This is a genomic window from Umezawaea sp. NPDC059074, assembly GCF_042738955.1.
Taxonomy (GTDB): domain Bacteria; phylum Actinomycetota; class Actinomycetes; order Mycobacteriales; family Pseudonocardiaceae; genus Umezawaea.
This window is the reverse complement of the sequence record NZ_JBHYHC010000096.1, coordinates 17,892-34,953: the sequence shown is the minus strand read 5'-3', so window position 1 is coordinate 34,953 and position 17,062 is coordinate 17,892. Positions and strand designations below refer to the sequence as shown.

The window sequence follows — 17,062 nt, the reverse complement described above, 5'->3', positions numbered from 1 at the left end:
GATGAACTACCCGCGGTCGGGGGTGGGGGGGTGGTCGGGGGCGGCGACGGCGCTCCACTCAGAGGCCACGACGGGGTCCACGCCGAGGAAGCGTTGCGCGGACCGCGTGGTGTGGAGCGGCACGACACCCGAGCGCTGTCGAGCGGCGGCGCCGAACACGACGCCTTGGGCGAAGTGCGGGTAGTGGGGCCGAGCGGCGGCTTCGAGTTCGTCGAATTCCCGATCGTCGGGAGCGCCCGCGTAGGTGACGGCCAGCCCCACACCCGCCCACAGGTGCGGCCGCGCGGGTGCGGCGGCGCGGCCGATGACGTCGGCGACACCCGACGGACTGGCGGACTCGGCGAACCACAGCGCCCTGCCGCAGCCCGCGAGCCGTGCTTCCCAGAGCGGGCCGGGTTCGCGCGCGGCCCGTCGGCGCAGGGCGCGAAGGCCTCCGAAGTACACCTCGCCGAAGCCGGAGCCGTCGACGGCGAGCCAGCGCAGCAGCGGGGACCTCGGCAGCCAGGGCATGGCGGTGACGCGCGCGGGCGTCGCGAGCCAACCCGCGCCCACGTGGACCAGGTGCACGTAGGCGTCACCGGGACCGTCCAGCAGGCGGCGCAGCGCACCGGCACGCCCCGCGGAGGCGAAGTCGAGCAGTCCCGCGAACATGCCCGCGCCCTCGTAGGCGAACCCGCGTTCGGCGTCCGGCACGCGGGCGTGCAGGGGCTCGTGCGGTGAGCGCCAGTGCGCGGCGCCGATGTTGAAACCGGTGAGGAACGCCTTGGCGTGCATTTCCAGCAATGCGCGCGCGGCCGGTCGGTCGGTGCGGAATCCGCGTTTGCCGAAATCGGCCATCGACATCGGCAATCTGATCATCGAGGTAATCGGCGAGCGTCGACCTCCGGTCGAGTTACCGACTAGCGGCTGCACATCTCCCCCGTCCGTAGCGGTCGAACCAGAGCATCGGCGCAGTCCGGACACAGTGGACAAAGCGCCCAATCCATCCATCGAATACCGTGTCTACCAGGTGCTCAACCGTCCATCAAGGCAGTCGGTCAACTTCACACGAACGCCGCAGGCAGTACACGGAGAGCTGTCACCGGCGTCGTTCCGCACGATCGGCGAGCGAAGCCGGGACAACGCTCGAATTCCACCGGAACACCGGCGGAACCCTATTTCAATGGGGGAAGAATTCCTTTTTCGACAGTAGTTCCGGATCTTTTTCCGCGATGCTCGGCAGGCGCGTCCGAGTGGACCAGCGCCGCTGTCAGCGAGGTCCGCGCGACAGCGGCGAGGTCATCAGGCCCCCAGCCGAAGCCGTTCGCGGCCTGCCGGTACTCGTCGAGCAGGGTGGTGCCGAACAGCAGCGGGTCGTCGGAACCGAGGACCAGCGGCACACCCAGCGCGCGCAGCGCTCGGGCCGGGTGCTCGGCGAGCCCGGTCACGACGCCGGTGCGCAGGTTGCTGGTGGGGCAGATCTCCAGCACGGTGCCGCGGGCGAGCAGGTCGCCGACCAGCTCGCGGTCCTCGGCGGCGCGGAAGCCGTGGCCGATCCGGGGTGGGTCGAACGCCAACGCGTCGCTCACCGCGGCGGCGCCCGCGGCCTCGCCGGCGTGCGGGACGAACGGCACCCCGCGTTCCCCCGCCCAGCGCACCGCTCCGGCGAACAGGGAGGCGGGCCTGCCGGGCTCGTGACCGCCGAGCCCGAGCGCGACGACGCCCCGGTCCCGGCCTCGCACGCACCACTCGGCGGTGCGGAAGCAGTCCTCCTCCGAGAGGTCGCGCACGTGGTCGAGCACGAACCTGACCACCACGCCGGTGTCGCGCTCCGCGGCGACCGCCCCGGCCCACAGCCCGTCGACGAGCTCGTCGAACGGGATCCCGCGGTCCCGGTGGTGGGTGATCGCCGAACAGGTGATCTCCGCGTACACGACGCCCTGCCCGGCGAGGTCCTCGGCCAGTTCGGCGACAGCACGGGCGAAGTCGTTCGGGCCGCGGAACACGTCGGTGCAGATCGAGTAGAGGTCGGTGAAGTGCCGGAAGTCGCGGAACCGGAAGCGGTCGGCGAGCAGGCCCTCGTCGAGACCGCCGAGCGCCCCGCCGTTGCGCCGGTCGAGTTCGAGCAGCGTGGCCGGGCGCAACGCGCCTTCGAGATGCACGTGCAGGTCGGCTTTCGGCAGGCCGACGAGGTACGAGTCGAGTTCACGGGACACCGGGGCGACCCTCCCCTGCTCCGATCGAACCGCTCGACCACGCACCCCGTCGAGACCGGGAGCGCGATGCGGGATCACCCACCTCGGCGGTTGCTTTTGCTTTATTTACACATAGTAGTATGGCGGTCAATCGAGGAAGGGGCAACCGGTGGACCAAGCGTTCCTCGCACTCCCCCTGCGCGGGCTCGCGGACGCCGCGCTCGATCGCGCGCGCCGGTTCGGCGTCCTCCACGCGGCGGTGCAGGTGGTGCGCACACGCCGGGGGCAACTGCTGCTGCGCGATGGGCGGACCGCCGCCGCCGCGGACACCGAGCGCACGGCGCTGTCGGTGCGCCTGATCACCCACCGCGGGAGGGGCTTCGCCGCCACGTCCGAGCTGACCACCGATGCCGCCGCGAGCGCCGCGGACCGGGCGTGGGCGGTCGCCCGTGCGTGTGAACCGCTGTCGGGCACCGGTTCGCCGTTCGCCGACGAGCCGGTGCACGCCGACGCGACCTGGGTGTCGGCCTACGAGGTCAACCCGTTCGACGTACCCGAGCAGGAGCGGGCCGCGGTGCTCGGCGAGTGGAGCCGGGACCTGCTCGCGTCCCCGCACGTGTCGTCCGTGCTGGCCAAGTGCGCGGTGGTGCAGGAGAACCGGTTCTACGCCGATCTCGCGGGCACCACGACCACGCAGCAGCGGGTGCGGGTGCACCCGCAGGTCCTGGCCGTGGGGTCGCACCCGACGACGGGATCGGTGCGGACGTTGCGGTCCTCCGGCCCGCCCACCGCGCGCGGCTGGGAGTACCTGGGCGGCACCGGCTGGGACTGGGCGGGCGAGGTGGCGGCGATGCCGGAACGGCTGGCGGAGAAGCTGCGCGCCCGACCGGTGGAGCCCGGTGCGTACGACCTGGTGCTGGACGCGTCGAACCTGTGGCTGACCGTCCACGAGACGGTCGGTCACGCCACGGAACTCGATCGCGCCCTGGGGCACGAGATCTCCTACGCCGGGACCACGTTCGCGACTCCGGGCGGACTCGGCGAGCTGCGCTACGGCTCCGACCTGATGACCGTCACGGCCGATCGCACCGATCCGCACGGCATGGCGACGACCGCGTTCGACGACGAGGGCGTGGCCGCGCAGTCGTGGACGTTGGTGCGCGGGGGTGTGCTGACGGGGTTCCAGGCCGACCGGTCGACCGCGTCGGCGATGGGGGCCTCCCGGTCGAACGGGTGCGCGTTCGCCGAGTCGGCGTCGCTGCCGCCGTTGTCGCGGATGCCGAACGTGTCGCTCGCGCCGTCCACCACGCCGTGCCGCACCGAGGACCTGGTCAGCGGCGTGGAGAACGGCCTCTACCTGGCCGGGTCGGCGAGCTGGTCCATCGACTCGCGGCGGGAGGACTTCCAGTTCACCGCGCAGCGCTGCCACCGCATCCGGGCGGGCAGGCTCGCCGAACCCGTGTCGGGCGCGGCCTACCACTCGTCCACGACGGACTTCTGGGGTGCGCTGGCGGGCCTCGGCGACGCGAGCACGGTCACCTCGTTCGGCGCGGACTTCTGCGGCAAGGGGCGACCGGCGCAGGCCGCCGCCGCGAGCCACGCGGTGCCGTCGGCGTTGTTCACCAACGTGCCCGTGCTCCACGTCGGCGGTGACGCGTGATCCCGGCGCACGAGGTGGTGGAACGGGCGCTCGCCGCCGCCCGCCCCGGCGACGGGGTCGTGGTGGTGGTGGACGAGACGACGCACGCCCACCTGCGGTGGGCGGGCGCGACGGCGACGGCGGCGGGGCACGTGGTGCGGCGGCTGGTGACCGCGGCCGCGATCACCCCGGCCGGGACCGTCGGGGTGGTGTCGGCCAGCGGCGCGCTCGACGCGACCGCCGTGCGGGACCTGGTGGCGACGGCGTCCGCGACCGCGCGGCGACCCGAGGCGGAGGGCGGCGCGTGGCCGTTGGTGGCCGACGACCGGCCCCCGGCGCCGGACTGGAGCGATCCCTGCGTCGGGGCCTCGCCCGACGTCCTGGCCTCGACGGCCGCGGAGATCGCCGATGCCGCGGGCCGCGTGCGGGGTGACCTGCACGGGTACGTCGAGCACGAGGTGCGCACGACGCTGCTGGGCACGACGACGGGATTGCGGTTGCGCCACGAGCAGCCGACGGCGCTGGTGGACCTCACGGCGCGCACGGCGAACGGATCGAGCTGGGCGGGAGTGGAGGTCGACTCGCCCGCGGAGCTGGACCTGCCGGGGCTCGTGGCGTCCTTGGAGCAGCGGTTGGCCTGGGGTGCGCGGCGGCTGGACCTGGTGCCGGGCGGCTACGAGGTCCTGCTGCCACCGTCGTGCACGGCTGATCTGATGCGGCAGCTCTACTGGTCGGCCGGGGCGCTCGACGCCGAGGACGGTCGCGGCGCGTTCGCCGGGCGGCTCGGGTCACGGCTGTCCAGCCTGCCGCTGACGTTGCGCAGCGATCCCGCGGCCGCGGGGGTGGGGTGCGATCCGTTCCTGGTGGCGCGCACGTCCGGCGCGGACACGGCGGTGTCGGACAACGGACTGGCGTTGGCGCCGACCTCGTGGATCACCGACGGTGTGCTGACCGCGCTGGTGCACACCAGGGCGTCGGCCGACCGGTCGGGCGCGCGGGTGACGCCGCGGGTGGGCAACCTGGTGCTGGAGGGTCCGGGTGGACCGTCCCTGGCGGAGATGGTCGCGTCCACGCGCGAGGGCCTGCTGCTGACGTCGTTGTGGTACCTGCGCGACGTCGACCCGAGCGCGTTGCTGCTGACCGGTTCGACGCGCGACGGCGTGCACCTGGTGCGCGACGGCGAAGTGGTGGCGGCGGTCGACGACTTCCGCTTCAACGAGAGTCCGCTGCGCCTGCTGGACCGGGTGCTCGAGGTGGGCGCGACCACCGTCGCGCTGGCCCGCGAGTGGGACGACGAGCGCACCCGCACCGCGATGCCGCCGTTGCGGGTCGCCGACTTCACCGCGGTGGGGCGGGCGTCATGACGAGTTCGAGGAGGCCGGTGGTGACCACCACCCACGACGACGAGGCGACCCACGTGCTGGCGCTGCTGGGGGACGTGCGCGGCCGCGCGGTGCTCGACCTGGGCTGCGGCGACCAGCACGTCATCCGGAGCGTCGTCGGGGGTGGGCCCGCGGCGCACGTGGGCCTTGCCGCCGACGACGCCCTCGCCGCGCGGGCGCGCGCCGCGGGGTCGTTCGACGTGCGCGCGGTCGACCTGGACCGGTGGTGGGGTGACGGGCTGGGTCGATTCGACCTCGTCGTGTCCAGCAGGGCGGTGCAGCACGTGCGCAACCTGGCGCGGTTGCTGGAGACCCTGCACCACCACGTGGCACCGGGTGGGCGACTGGTGCTGCTCGTCGACCACCCGGCCGCCACCGCGGGACCGGAGGGGTACTTCACCGACGGTGAGCGGCCGGGGCTGCCGACCTGGGCCGGTCGTCCGGCGCACCACCGAAGCCTGGAGACCTACCTGAGGGACCTGCGGCACTGCGGTTTCCGGCTGGACGAGTTCTCCGAGGGCAATCCGGGCGAGGTCGGGTTCGCCGAACGACCCGCCGAACCGCCCACCGAGCCGCGGTGGGCGTTGTTCCGCTGCGTGCGCACACCCTGACCCCGGACCGGGAGGTCTGCTCATGTCGCCCGACGACGAGGTGTCCTACCTGCACCGCCTGACCGCGTCGTCCACATCGGACCACCCGGTCGCACCGGCCGGGGGCGTGGCGCCGCCGCACACCCCCGGACACGGGGACGTGCGGCGGCGGGCTCAGCGGACGGCGAGCGAGGTGCGGGCGCAGGTGCAGTCGACGTTCTCCCGCGCGGAGGACGGCAGCACGTGCAGCACCATCCCGACGACCATCGGCACGAAGACCACGGCGTTGTAGAACAGGTGCAGCTCGATGCGCGGGACCAGCAGCTGGACGATGCTGGTGGGGACGGGTCGGCCGCCGAGGTTCGCGCCGAAGGCCGCCTGCAGCAGGAGCAGCAGGTGTTCGAAGTGGTGCCAGACCTGGATGAGGAGGGCCGCGGTCCACCACTTGCGGGCGGCGCCGTGGAAACCGGGGCGCAGCAGCGCGAGGCCGATGAGCATGACGACCGCGTACCCGTAGTGCAGGACCTCGGAGTGCACGAGCCAGGGGAAGACCATGCCGAGCACGCCGCCCGCCTCGTGCCGGGGCATGTGCAGGACCCAGACCTGGTAGGCCTGCACGAGGTGCTCGGCCCAGTGGGCGAGGGTGACCACCATGAACCAGGCCAGCGCCTGCATGTGCCGACGGCCGTTGAGCGTTCGGACGATCGACGATCTCGGGGACGTCATCTGGTCGCGCTCCTCTCGTAGGGCGCCAACGCCGACCGCAGCTCGTTCGGCACGTCGACGGGTTCGGCGCCGGTGGGGGTGCGGCGCAGGCAGGCGACGGTCTGGCTGCCGGACGCGACGCGCTGTCCGTCGCGGCGGAAGTCGAAGTCCATCCGCAGGCGGCTGCGCTGCCTGCCCCGCAGGATCATCTCGACGTCGATGACTTCGAAGGCGAAGCACTCGACGAAGTACTCCATGTCGCAGGCGACGGTCGCCAGGACGAGCGACCCCGCGGCCAGGTCGGCGAGGACGCCGGGGGCGTGTTCGGCGAGGAACATCTCCCGGCACCGTCCTTGCCAGTGCAGGTAGTGGGCGAAGTAGACGTTGCCCACGACGTTGGTCTCGTCGAACGTGACGACGTGGCGCCACACGTACCTGCGCACGCTCAGATCACCACCGCGACGACCACGGGGTGCGGCCCCCCGGTGTGGAACCGGGCGGTGACGACGCGGGCGGTGGGTGTTCCGAGCACCACCAGGACGTCGTCGACCACCTCGTCGACGGTCAGCGGCACGTCTCCCACCGCCTGGCGGGCGCACGCGACTCGGGTGGCCGAGACCGACAGCGGTTCGTCGGTCTTGCGGGCGATGGTGGTGGCGAGCTTGCCGTGCGCGGGCTTCGGGGTGGTCGACCACACGACCGGGGCGTCGCCGGTGAGCCGGTCCGCATCGGAGGCGAACTCCGCGCGGGCGGCGATCCCGCACTCGCCGAGCCGTCGACTCAGCCACGGGCCGACGAGCCGGGCGGGCAGCGGTCCCGGCCACCGCCGTGCGGCGATCGCCTTCAGCCGCAGCCCGTCCCACCGCGCCACGGGCGCTCCGGAGCGATCGCGCAGCGCCACGTCGAACACGTACTCGTCATCGGTGTGCTCCCGTTCGCGGGCCGTCACCAGAAGGTCCCCCTCGGGGCGACGCCACACGGTGATCCGTTCCACCGCGACGGGCAGCGCGGTGCGGTGCGGCAGGCAGGCCAGCAGCACGTGGATCGTGGCGTCGTGGGCGGCGATGTCCCCGAGCAGCAGCCGTGAACTGTGGTAGCCGGAGAACCAGTCGCGCGGGTTGGTCCTGATCCACGCCCGCACCTCGAACGCCGTGAGCTTCTCGTAGTCGAGCAACGCGCGCAGCTCGCCGGTGTGGAAGAACAGCGGTCCGTAGAACGGGTGCGGCTCGTCCCGCCGCGGTGGCGACGTGGGCTCGGCGGACGACAGGTCCACGGGGCCCGCCGGGGTGACCGCGGCGGTGAGGTGGTCGGCAGTGCCGCGGACCACGACCTCCACCGAACCCCCGGTGTCGGCTAGGGCGGCGATCCGCAGCGGCCGGGCGTCCCGGTCGTCGACGGTGATGGGGGTGGCGAGTTCGACGTCGGTGAACGTCCAACCGTCGCGCTCCCCCACCACGGCGGCGGCCGCCTGCGCGGCGGCTTCGAGACCGACGACGGCGGGCAGCACGGCGACGCCGTCGATGCGGTGGTCCTCGAGGTAGGGGTCGGTCCCGGTGGAGATCACCGGGTCGAGCACCACCTCGACACCCGGTGTCCAGGTGACGACGTCCGCCGAGAAGCGCAACGGGTCGGGTTCGGGCGTCGCGAACCGCACCACCGGCGTGGCGGGGAACCGTCCGGTCACCAGGAGCGTGACAGGGGCGTCCGGGTCGCCGACCGCCGCGAGCAGCGCCGCCGTGCCCTCTTCCGGGTCGATGGGCGCCACACCGCGGTCGCGCAACGGGCTCAGCACGCCCATCCGGTGGGCCATGCCGACGTCCGACCACGCCGACCACTCCAGCAGCCGGGCACGGCACCGCGGGTGTGCGACCGCCCACGCCTCCAGTTCGGCGCGCATCAGCTCGTTGGCGACGCAGTACTCCGACTGGCCGTGCAGCCCGATGCGACCGATCACCGATCCGAACCCGACGACCAGGCGCGGGTCGTCGATCTCGTCGAGCAGGGCTCGCAGCGCGGTCGCCTTGGGTGCCGTCGTGTCGGCGAGCGAGGTCGCCGTGACGTCGCCGAGTGGTCGGGGCGCGTTGACGCCCGCACCGTGCAGCAGGCCGCGAACCGGGCCGTGCGCGCCCGCGGCGGCGACGATCGCGCGGACCTGGTCCGGATCGGTGACGTCTCCAGCCAGGTAGTGCGCCCCCGGCAGCGCCCGCAGGCCTTCGCGCACCCGTTCGGAGTCCGGTTCCGATCGCCCGACCAGCACCAGCGTGCACCCGGTGCGTTCGGCCAGCGCCGCCGCGCACCGGGCGGTGATGCCGTCGGCACCGCCGGTCACCAGGCACACCTCACCCGCTTCGAGCGGGATGTCCGCGCCGCGCAGGACGCGCACGGAGGTGGCGAGCTGTTCGGCGCGGCCGTCGCGGACCCGGACGGTGCCGCCGCCGACGGGCAGGACGGGCAGCCGGTCACCGGGCGCGATCTCGACCGCGGCGACTCGACACCCGTCGATCTCGGCTCCGACGGCACGGGCGATCGCGGACGCCGCCGGATGCCCGTGGTGCACGATCGTGAGCACGTCGGGGGTGCGCGCCGAGATCTCCCGCAGCAACGCCGAGATGTCCTCGGCGCCCGCCGCGTCGTCGAGCCGGACGGCGAGCCCGCCCACCGCCGAGTCCTCCACGGCGGACTGCCTCGCCACGGCGTGCACCCAGTCGTCCTCGGGTGCGCGGACGGTCCAGCGGCAGGGCGTGGCACGGGGTGTCCACGGCACCCAGCGGTGTTCGAACGCCCGTACCCAGGGCCGTACGCCGACGTCGTCGGTGTGGGCGTCGACCGGGGGCTGGCTCGCGCACAGCGCCGCGATCTCCTCCACCGTCGACTCGGCGGTGGACACGGCGAGCGGTGGCACCCTCCTGCCCAGCCGGTCGGCCACGTCGACGACGACCTGCACGACCTGCAACGAGTTGAGGTGCAGGTCGCCGAGCAGCAGGCTGTCCGGCCGCACGCTCGCCGCGGGCAGCTCCAGGCTGTGGCTGAGGTGCTCGCGCAGCACCGCGACGGGGTCCGGATCGCCGCGGTCCTCGTGCTCTTCCGGTGCGGTCTCCTCGGGTCGCGGGGCCGTCAGGTCCTGTTCGCACGGGTTGGTCAGCATCGTCATGCGGGTGTCCCGGTCGAACCGCCGGTACGGGCGGTCGGCGAACCACGGGTCGAGCGACATGCCGCCGACGCACGCCAGTGCCGCGGTCGTCAGCGCGTGTCCACGTCCGTCGCCACCGCAGTCCACCGACACCACCGGCGTCGTGACCAGGCTCGCGAGCGTGGTGCCGGGTCCGGCTTCCACCAGCAGGTCGCACCGGAGGTGCGCGAGGGCGTCGGTGAACCGGACGGGCAGGGTCGGCTGGCGTGCCAGCAGCGCGGCGGGGTCCTCGCCGCCGAGCTCCGCCCCGGTGACCGTGGAGTACACGGTGCGGCTCGGTGGGCGGAAGCGCGTGTGGGCGAGCCGGTCGGTCAAGGGGGCGACGGCGTGGCGCATGGCCTCGCTGTGGAAGCCGTGGGAGACCGGCAGGAGGGTGGCCGCGGCGCCCCGGTCCTTCGCACGGGCGACGGCGACGCGGACGTCGCCGCTGTCCCCTGCGATGGCGGTGTTCGCGGGTCCGTTGTGCCCGGCGACCGTGACCGGGATGCCGGACAGCAGTTCCCGCACCTGTTCGGGAGGCAGTGCGACGCTCGCCATCGTGGTGCCGCGCCGACCGTGGCGAGCCATGATCGCGCCGCGGTCGGCGGCCAGTGCGAGCCCGTCGGTGGCGGTGAGCGCTCCGGCCCACACCAGTGCGGCGATCTCGCCGAGGCTGTGGCCGGTGGCGCAGGCGAACTCCACTCCGGTGGACTCGAGCCAGCCGAGCGCGGCCAGCGACTGGCGCACGATGGCGGGTTGGGCGACGGCGGTGTCGGTGTCGCCGTCGTTCACCACCACGCCGGGCGGCAGGGCGGGGACGTCGGTGGCCCAGTCGTCGAGCCGGGCGCGCACCGGTGCCGCCTGGCCGGGGAACAGCAGGCCGATCCGGTGCGGACCGCCGTGTGCCAGCACGAAGTCCGCGTCTCGCGGCGCCAGCGGTGTTCCGTCCCACGTGGACAGTGCGGCGCGAGCGCGGGTCGCCGCGGTGGTGAGCTGTTCGGGACCGCTCGCCACGAGGGCGCAGCGCACGGCGCCGCCGAGGCCGCGGCGGTGTTCGGTCGCCGCGAGGTCGTGCAGCTCGGCTTGGCTCAGCGACGGGGCGAGCGCCTCCAGTTCGGCGAGCTGCCGCCCGAGGTCGTCCGGGTCGACGGCGGAGAGCGGCACGATCTCGTGCCGCGGCAACGGCCGCCGGACGGGTACGCCGGTCGAGGCCCGTGGCTCGCCGCCCGCGAGCACGACGTGGGTGTTGACCCCGCCGAACCCCATGGCGGACACCCCGGCCACCACCTGCGGCCCGGTCCACTCCTCGGGTTCGTCCAGCACTCGCACGGAGCGGTTGCCGCGGAGCAACCCGTGCGGCTCGTCGCACCCGGTGGTGGGCGGCAGCACCCGGTGGTGCACCGCGAGCGCCGCCTTGATCAGCCCGGCGACGCCCGCGGCGGCCTTGGTGTGCCCGATGTTCGCCTTCACCGAGCCGAGCGCGGCGGGCTTGGCCGCGGTGGCGCGGACGCTCGTCAACGTCAGCAGTTCGACGCGGTCCCCGACTTCGGTGCCGGTGCCGTGGCCCTCGAAGTACCCGGCGGCGACCGGGTCGAGCCGGGCCATCTCGTAGGCGCGCCGCAGCGCCTTGGTCTGCCCGGCCTGCTCGGGCCTGGTGAGGCCGCCCGCGCCGTCGGAAGCGGTGCCCCATCCCGCGATCGTGGCGTAGACGCGATGACCGGCGCGCAGGGCGTCGTCCGCGCGCATGAGCCCGACGACGCCGCACCCCTCGCCGGGCAGGAACCCCGTCGGCCTGCTGTCGTAGACGCGCATCGAGGCGCCTCGGGCCACCGCGCCCATCCGCGCGAAGCCGACCAGCTCGAACGGGTCGAGGCTCAGGTCGACGCCGCCCGCGAGGGCGAAGTCCAGCTCGTGGCTGGCGAGCGCGCGACACGCGGCCATGACGGCGAGCAGGCTCGACGCGCACGCGCCGTCCACGGTGTAGCCCGTGCCGTGGAAGTCGAAGTGGTTGCAGACGCGGCCGGCGATGGTGTTCGCGAGCGCCCCCGCCAGCGACTCGTCGCCCGGTTCCGGGAACGGGGCGCGCACGAGGTCGCGCATCGCCGTCGCGACCAGGTCGGCGTCCTGCGGGGACAGCCCGGAGGCGGCCATGGCGGCGAGCGCGGCGCGGTGGATGAACGGCCAGCGCAGCCGCAGTGTCGCCGCGCGGGAGAACTCGCCGGTGAGCGAGTTGCCCAGCACCACGCCGACCCGGTCGCGGTCGAGCCCCTCGGCGTCGGGGTGTCCGGCGTCGGCGAGCGCTTCCGCGCAGGTTTGCAGTGCGAGCCAGTGCGTCTGGTCCACGGCGCGGTACAGCGGTCCGGGCACGCCGAACGCGGCCCGGTCGAACTCCCAGCCGCGGAGCAGGCCCGCGTGCGAGACGTACGTCTGGTCGGCCTGCTCGCCCCGGTAGGCGGCTCCGAGCCTGCCCTCGGGCAGGGACCGGAAGCCCTTGCGGCGGCCCAGCACGGTCTGCCACAACTCGTCCACGCCGGTCGCGTCCGCGTACCGGCATGCCATGCCGACGACGGCGATCGCGGCCGTCATCAGGCCGTCCCGGCGCGCGACCGCATCCGCGGCACGACGAAAAGCACGACGCCGCGCAGCAGGCAGGTGATCACCAGCGCGAAGAACAGGCCGAACGAGATCTCGTTGAGCACGAGCAGGCTGTAGACCACGGCGACGGTGGCCCCGTAGACCACCTGGTTGCGGGTCTTGGTGGGGCTGGTCGCGGGGTCGGTGATCATGTAGTTGGTGAACAGGATGAACGCCAGTCCGGTCATCGGCAGCAGCGCGCCGATGAGGGCGTGGTCGAGCAGCAGCCACCGTAGCAGCGCCTGCGCGACGAACGCGCCGAGCCACCCGAGGATGAGCGGCATCTTGCCGGTGAGCTTGGCGTTGAGCATCGAGCCGAACATGAGGATGCCGAGCGGGATGAGCCAGTCCAACGCGCCGCTGGTGAAACTGGTGAAGTGGTAGGGCGGTGCGATGCCGACCCACGGGAACAGGACCAGGGAGAGGGCGATGCCGGTGTTGGACGGGTTGAGGAAGTGCCGGAGCTTTCCGTTGACCTTCAACCGGAACACGTACTTGGAGCCGTTGCCCACGACGATCGCGAACAGGTACGGCCACAGCGACGCGTTGCCCCACATGAGCATCGCGCACGCGAGACCGGTGATGTGGGCGGGCAGCAGGAAGATGACGGCCTCGCGCACGCCCTTGGTGAACTCGGGCCTGCGGCCGAACGCCCACGCGTCGAGCCACTCGAACAGCATGGCGGCGGCGTAGCTCGTGAGCGCGGCGACGATCGGGGTGATCGGCGCCTGTTCGAAGCCGAGGAACAGGTGGCCGATGATGTTGAAGATCGTGATGGTGGTGGCGAAGCGGGCGAGAGCCCGCACCCTGCGCTGCTCCGGGGTCAACCCCGTGGGCGCGGTTGGCGCCGAGGGCTCGGTCCCGGCACGCGGATCCGGGATGACGCGGGCGTTCTGGTTCCGGGTGGTCGAGGTCATCGGATCTCCGCCGTTCCGTCGGATCGCAGGTGGACGGTCGAGGTCCCGCGCGGGATGGTCACCTCGGCGCGGTGCGACCCGGTGGAATCGCGCCAGGTGATGGTGGCGGGCGCGGAACCACCTCCGGGCAGCGCGAAGTGCAGTTCCGCCGCCGAGACACCGGTGTGCCCGTTCGCCGGGTAGAGCTGAGCCTTCTGCGCCCGCGTCGGGTGCCGCAGCTCGACCTGGGCGCCGATCGCGGTGACGGGCACGCCCGCGTCGCCGTCCCTGGTGATCCGCACGTCCGCCGCGTCCGCGCTGCCGCCCTCGTTGAGCAGCAACGTCGAGTCCTCCCACTGATTGGCGACCAGCGCGTCGAGCCGGTTGTCGCCGTTGACGTCCCCCAGCGCGAGCGCACGGGTGTTGTCGGGGAAGGAGATGCCGACCTGGCCCGCGAGGTCGCTGTAGCGGCCGTCCGGCCCTCGCACCCAGAACCGGTTCGGCTCGCGCCCGGACAGGTCGTCGCCGGGACCGAAGTTCGGCCACGCGGCCGGGTACCGCAGCAGCTCGTCGTTTCCCATGGCGAGCTCCTGCAACAGCGGCCAGCGGTTGACCTCGCCCTTGAGGAAGCCGTTGGCCTGCATCAGCTCGTCACCCCCGTCGTTGTCGAAGTCGCCCGCCTTGACGTCCCAGCACCAGCCCGCACGAGCCAGGCCGAGTTGCTCGCTGCGTTCGCGGAACGGCGTGCGGCCCGCGGCGAGGTCCTGCTCGGTGCCGTCGGGCACGAACGCGAAGTTGCTCTCGTGCAACGCGTACGGAGTGGTGATGTTGCTGACCACCATGGTGGGCAGGCCCGCTCCGTCTGGGTAGGTGAACGTGACGCCCATGCCCTTGAAGGAGTCGTGGCCCAGTGTCTCGGACTTGGGGGTGACGAGGTCACGGTCGCCGGTGACCTCCAGCAGCTTCACGGCGCCGGGTGTCGACTGGTTGACCATCAGCTGGTCCGGGCCGAAGTCGTTGGCCTGGTAGATCTCCGGCAGTCCGTCACCGGTCATGTCCTGCAGGCCGGTGGCGAGCGTCCACGACTTCGCGGCCGAGTCCGACAGCGCCACGCTCGCGTCCACGACGGACGGCGCCTGGTCGGCGGCGACCGGTTTGGTGAGCAGGATGCGGTTCGTGCCCCCGTTGCGACCGAGCGACATCGAGTTCTGCATCTGCATCCGCGACTCGTCGTCGGCGGCCGGGTCGAGCACGCGCGCGCCGTCGGGGAAGTAGTTGCCCACCAGCAGGTCGAGGTGGCCGTCGCCGTCGATGTCGCCGACGTTGAGCGTGCCGGAGTTCCACACCGCCGTCGGCTCGACCAGTTCGACCGCCCGGTAGCCCTGACCGGTCGCGATGCCCTTGTTGAGGTAGAGCACCGGTGAGCGGCCCCAGTAGTGCACGACGAAGTCGACGTCGCCGTCCTCGTCGAGGTCCGCGGGCACGCAGCCCATGGGCGCCATGGTGTGGTCGTACCTCAGACCGTCGGCGGTGAGCGGGACGGGCTCGAACTCGCGTCCGCCACCGCTGCCCGGCACCGGCCGCACGGTCACCGAGTCGTCCCTCGGGTCCACCAGGCACATGTCGGCGGAGCGGCCGATGCCGCGCACGTCGGCGAGCGCGACCGCGGCGCCGACCGACGAGATCCAGCCGCGGATGCCCCGCAGACCCGGTGCGACGACGCGTTCCGTCCGCGCGTCGGGCGGGGCGTTGGTGAGCTGGCGCACCGAGAACCGGTGGTGCTGCGCGAGTTGGGCGGCAGCACCCTCCCCGAGGCCGGGTCGCACCACCGCGAGTCCGAACGCGACGCACACCGCCGTGATGGTGGCCGACACGAGGACTCTTCGAACGGTTTTCGACATGCTGCGTTCCCCCGCCGTGTACTGGATTCCGGTGCGGCGCCGTCCGCGCGCGCCGAAAGGACGGGCGTGCGCATCCTCGTGATGTCCGAGCACGGGCCGGTGCGTCGTCGACGCCTCCGCGCACCGCCTGCCCGGTGTTCTGGGCCGGTCTGGACGACCGCGATCAGGGGCGGGTGGTCACCGTTTCCGCGGTCGCGGAGATCGGTGCGCACGTGGTCGCCCCTGCGGGAGTGGCCTTCTTCGCCGCGTCACCGGCCGTGGGTGCCAGGTCGGCGACCCGGAGGAGCGGGGGCGGACGGGCACGGGCGACGGTGCTGAAGGCACGTGTGCGCTCACTTCCACTCACCCCCAACGAAGTACAGTTTTTTAAAGCTAATCCCCGTACATTCGTAGCAGCCGTGCCAGCGACAACCAAGCTGGGGCGTCGGAGTTCACGCCATCGTCGCAGCAGTATTCACTTTGAGTAACGGACACATCAGGCAAGTTGATCGCCCGGACAACACCCCTCGACGCGCGTCGCCCCGGAGGGAAAGATCCCTCCGGGGCGACGGTGTACTTCAACTACACGTAGTCGAATAGCGAGCTGCTACGCCCCCAACCGCTCTGCGGCCAGCCGCGTTCCCTCCACCCTCGCGGCGATCTTGGCGAAGGCCGTCTCCCGCGACGTCGACGTGTCGTCCGCGAACGGCGAGAACCCGCAGTCGTCGCAGGTGCCCAGGTACTCCACCGGGATGAACTCGGCCGCTTCCAGCACCCGGTCGCGCACCTGCTCCGGCGTCTCCACCACCGGGTCGATCGGATCGATCACCCCGACGAACACCGTCTGGTCGTCGCGCCGGTGGTCGGCGATCACCCGCAGCACCCTCCGCGGGTCCGCCTCGCTCGCGAGTTGCACGTAGAACTTCTTCGCCTTGAGCTGGAAGAGTTCCGGGAGCAGCTCCGCGTAGTCGACGTCCGCGCTGTGCGTCGAGTCGAAGTCGCCTCCGGGGCACGTGTGCACGCCGATCCGGCTCAGCCGCTCGTCGGAGAACCGGTCCAGCACCGCGTTGTTGAGCGCGACGAAGTCCCGCAGCACGCCCTTCGACGGGTCCAGCTTCACCGAGAGCCTGCCCTCGGTGAAGTCGAGTTGCACGGTGTCCGCACCGGCGTCCAGGCAGGCGGCGATCTCGCGTTCGCTCTCGTCCACCAGGTCACCGAGGAACCGCTCCCTCGGGTAGCCCTCGATCCCCTCGGCCGGGTACAGCAGGCTCAACGCGGACGGCGCGATCACCGACTGCTTCACCGGCAGGGACGTGTGCCCACGCGCCTTCACCAGGTACCCGTCGGCACGGGTGGCGTAGCGGAACGGCCCGCTCGCCAGCGCGGGCAACGTCCGCGTGTGCCCGTCGGCGAACGGGATCACGACACCGTCGGGCACCAGGTTCGCGAGCCCGTGCACCGGGTACGTGGCGAAGCTCGGCTTGCCCTGCTCACCATCGCTCACCACGGGCGAACCCGTGGACTCGAACCGCCGCAGGGTGTCCACGACGGCATCGTCCACGAGCACGGCGAACCGCGCCTCGTCGATCTTCCCGGCGGCCAGGTCACCCATGCCCTGGACCAGTCGGCCGGGCCGCGGAACGCTCCCGATCGGCTCAGTCGGAATCATCAGATCCTTCTCCTCTGATTGTTCACCCCGCGCGAGCACCGCGCGCTCATTCCCGTCGAATGACGAACCCCGTCCGGAAGCTAGCACCAACCGAAGTGCCGCAAAACAGCTCAACCGGACTTCACCCGGTCGGCGGCACCGCTCCACAATGTACCGTCGCGACCGACGAAATCGAGCTGTGCTCACGACTTCCTCGCTCCGATCACCCGAAGAGCTGATTGCCCACCCCCTAGCCACACCACTCCCGCGCGGTTACCGTGAGGATTCCGGGATGGGTCACGAGTCGAGCAGAACCGCACGAGCACGAACACTCGAACGAATGTG

At 72.3% G+C, this 17,062-nt stretch carries 11 protein-coding genes; 3 read left to right on the top strand and 8 right to left on the bottom strand.

The features are described from left to right. Positions 1–6: 6 nt before the first annotated feature. Both ACFWW9_RS32700 and add read right to left on the bottom strand, forming a co-directional pair. Positions 7–858: a DUF1702 family protein gene (locus tag ACFWW9_RS32700; RefSeq protein WP_390385943.1), complete on the bottom strand. Its 852-nt coding sequence runs from the start codon at positions 856–858 to the stop codon at positions 7–9. A gap of 296 nt (positions 859–1,154) precedes the next feature. Continuing rightward, positions 1,155–2,195 carry an adenosine deaminase gene (gene add, locus ACFWW9_RS32695; RefSeq protein ID WP_390385941.1) on the bottom strand — a complete coding sequence of 347 codons (1,041 nt, stop codon included), beginning with the start codon at positions 2,193–2,195 and terminating at the stop codon, positions 1,155–1,157. A gap of 148 nt (positions 2,196–2,343) precedes the next feature. On the opposite strand from add, the gene ACFWW9_RS32690 reads away from it, so the two are divergent. The 3 genes from ACFWW9_RS32690 to ACFWW9_RS32680 are packed head-to-tail and all read left to right on the top strand — an operon-like array spanning position 2,344 to position 5,806. After that, positions 2,344–3,834: a TldD/PmbA family protein gene (locus tag ACFWW9_RS32690; protein WP_390385939.1), complete on the top strand. Its 1,491-nt coding sequence runs from the start codon at positions 2,344–2,346 to the stop codon at positions 3,832–3,834. Continuing rightward, complete coding sequence (locus tag ACFWW9_RS32685) at positions 3,831–5,177, top strand: metallopeptidase TldD-related protein (RefSeq protein ID WP_390385937.1); 1,347 nt, start codon at positions 3,831–3,833, stop codon at positions 5,175–5,177. The genes ACFWW9_RS32690 and ACFWW9_RS32685 overlap by 4 nt, the downstream gene beginning before the upstream one ends. A gap of 20 nt (positions 5,178–5,197) precedes the next feature. Beyond that, entirely contained in the window at positions 5,198–5,806 is a 609-nt protein-coding gene (locus ACFWW9_RS32680) for a class I SAM-dependent methyltransferase (protein WP_390385935.1), read from the top strand. A 153-nt stretch (positions 5,807–5,959) separates the two neighbouring features. On the opposite strand, the gene ACFWW9_RS32675 is transcribed toward ACFWW9_RS32680, so the two are convergent. The 6 genes from ACFWW9_RS32675 to ACFWW9_RS32650 all read right to left on the bottom strand — a co-directional run bounded on the left by ACFWW9_RS32675 (position 5,960) and on the right by ACFWW9_RS32650 (position 16,741). Next, positions 5,960–6,511: a hypothetical protein gene (locus tag ACFWW9_RS32675; protein ID WP_390385933.1), complete on the bottom strand. Its 552-nt coding sequence runs from the start codon at positions 6,509–6,511 to the stop codon at positions 5,960–5,962. Next, positions 6,508–6,933 (bottom strand): acyl-CoA thioesterase, encoded by a 426-nt coding sequence (locus ACFWW9_RS32670; RefSeq protein WP_390385931.1) that lies wholly within the window; start codon positions 6,931–6,933, stop codon positions 6,508–6,510. The genes ACFWW9_RS32675 and ACFWW9_RS32670 overlap by 4 nt, the downstream gene beginning before the upstream one ends. 2 nt (positions 6,934–6,935) lie before the next feature. Next, positions 6,936–12,245: an SDR family NAD(P)-dependent oxidoreductase gene (locus ACFWW9_RS32665; RefSeq protein WP_390385929.1), complete on the bottom strand. Its 5,310-nt coding sequence runs from the start codon at positions 12,243–12,245 to the stop codon at positions 6,936–6,938. Beyond that, positions 12,245–13,210, bottom strand: coding sequence for an enediyne biosynthesis protein UnbU (locus ACFWW9_RS32660; RefSeq protein WP_390385927.1), 966 nt, complete (start codon positions 13,208–13,210; stop codon positions 12,245–12,247). The genes ACFWW9_RS32665 and ACFWW9_RS32660 overlap by 1 nt, the downstream gene beginning before the upstream one ends. Further along, on the bottom strand, positions 13,207–15,063 hold the full coding sequence (locus tag ACFWW9_RS32655) for a CRTAC1 family protein (protein ID WP_390385925.1): 1,857 nt from the start codon (positions 15,061–15,063) through the stop codon (positions 13,207–13,209). The genes ACFWW9_RS32660 and ACFWW9_RS32655 overlap by 4 nt, the downstream gene beginning before the upstream one ends. A 613-nt stretch (positions 15,064–15,676) precedes the next feature. After that, positions 15,677–16,741, bottom strand: coding sequence for a cobalamin-independent methionine synthase II family protein (locus tag ACFWW9_RS32650; RefSeq protein ID WP_390385949.1), 1,065 nt, complete (start codon positions 16,739–16,741; stop codon positions 15,677–15,679). Between the last annotated feature and the right edge of the window lie 321 nt (positions 16,742–17,062).

What these genes read in the sequence shown, in the direction of transcription:
- ACFWW9_RS32700 (WP_390385943.1), bottom strand. Translation starts at nt 858, where the DNA reads ATGATCAGATTGCCGATGTCGATGGCCGATTTCGGCAAACGCGGATTC.
- ACFWW9_RS32675 (WP_390385933.1), bottom strand. Translation starts at nt 6,511, where the DNA reads ATGACGTCCCCGAGATCGTCGATCGTCCGAACGCTCAACGGCCGTCGG.
- ACFWW9_RS32665 (WP_390385929.1), bottom strand. Translation starts at nt 12,245, where the DNA reads ATGACGGCCGCGATCGCCGTCGTCGGCATGGCATGCCGGTACGCGGAC.
- ACFWW9_RS32660 (WP_390385927.1), bottom strand. Translation starts at nt 13,210, where the DNA reads ATGACCTCGACCACCCGGAACCAGAACGCCCGCGTCATCCCGGATCCG.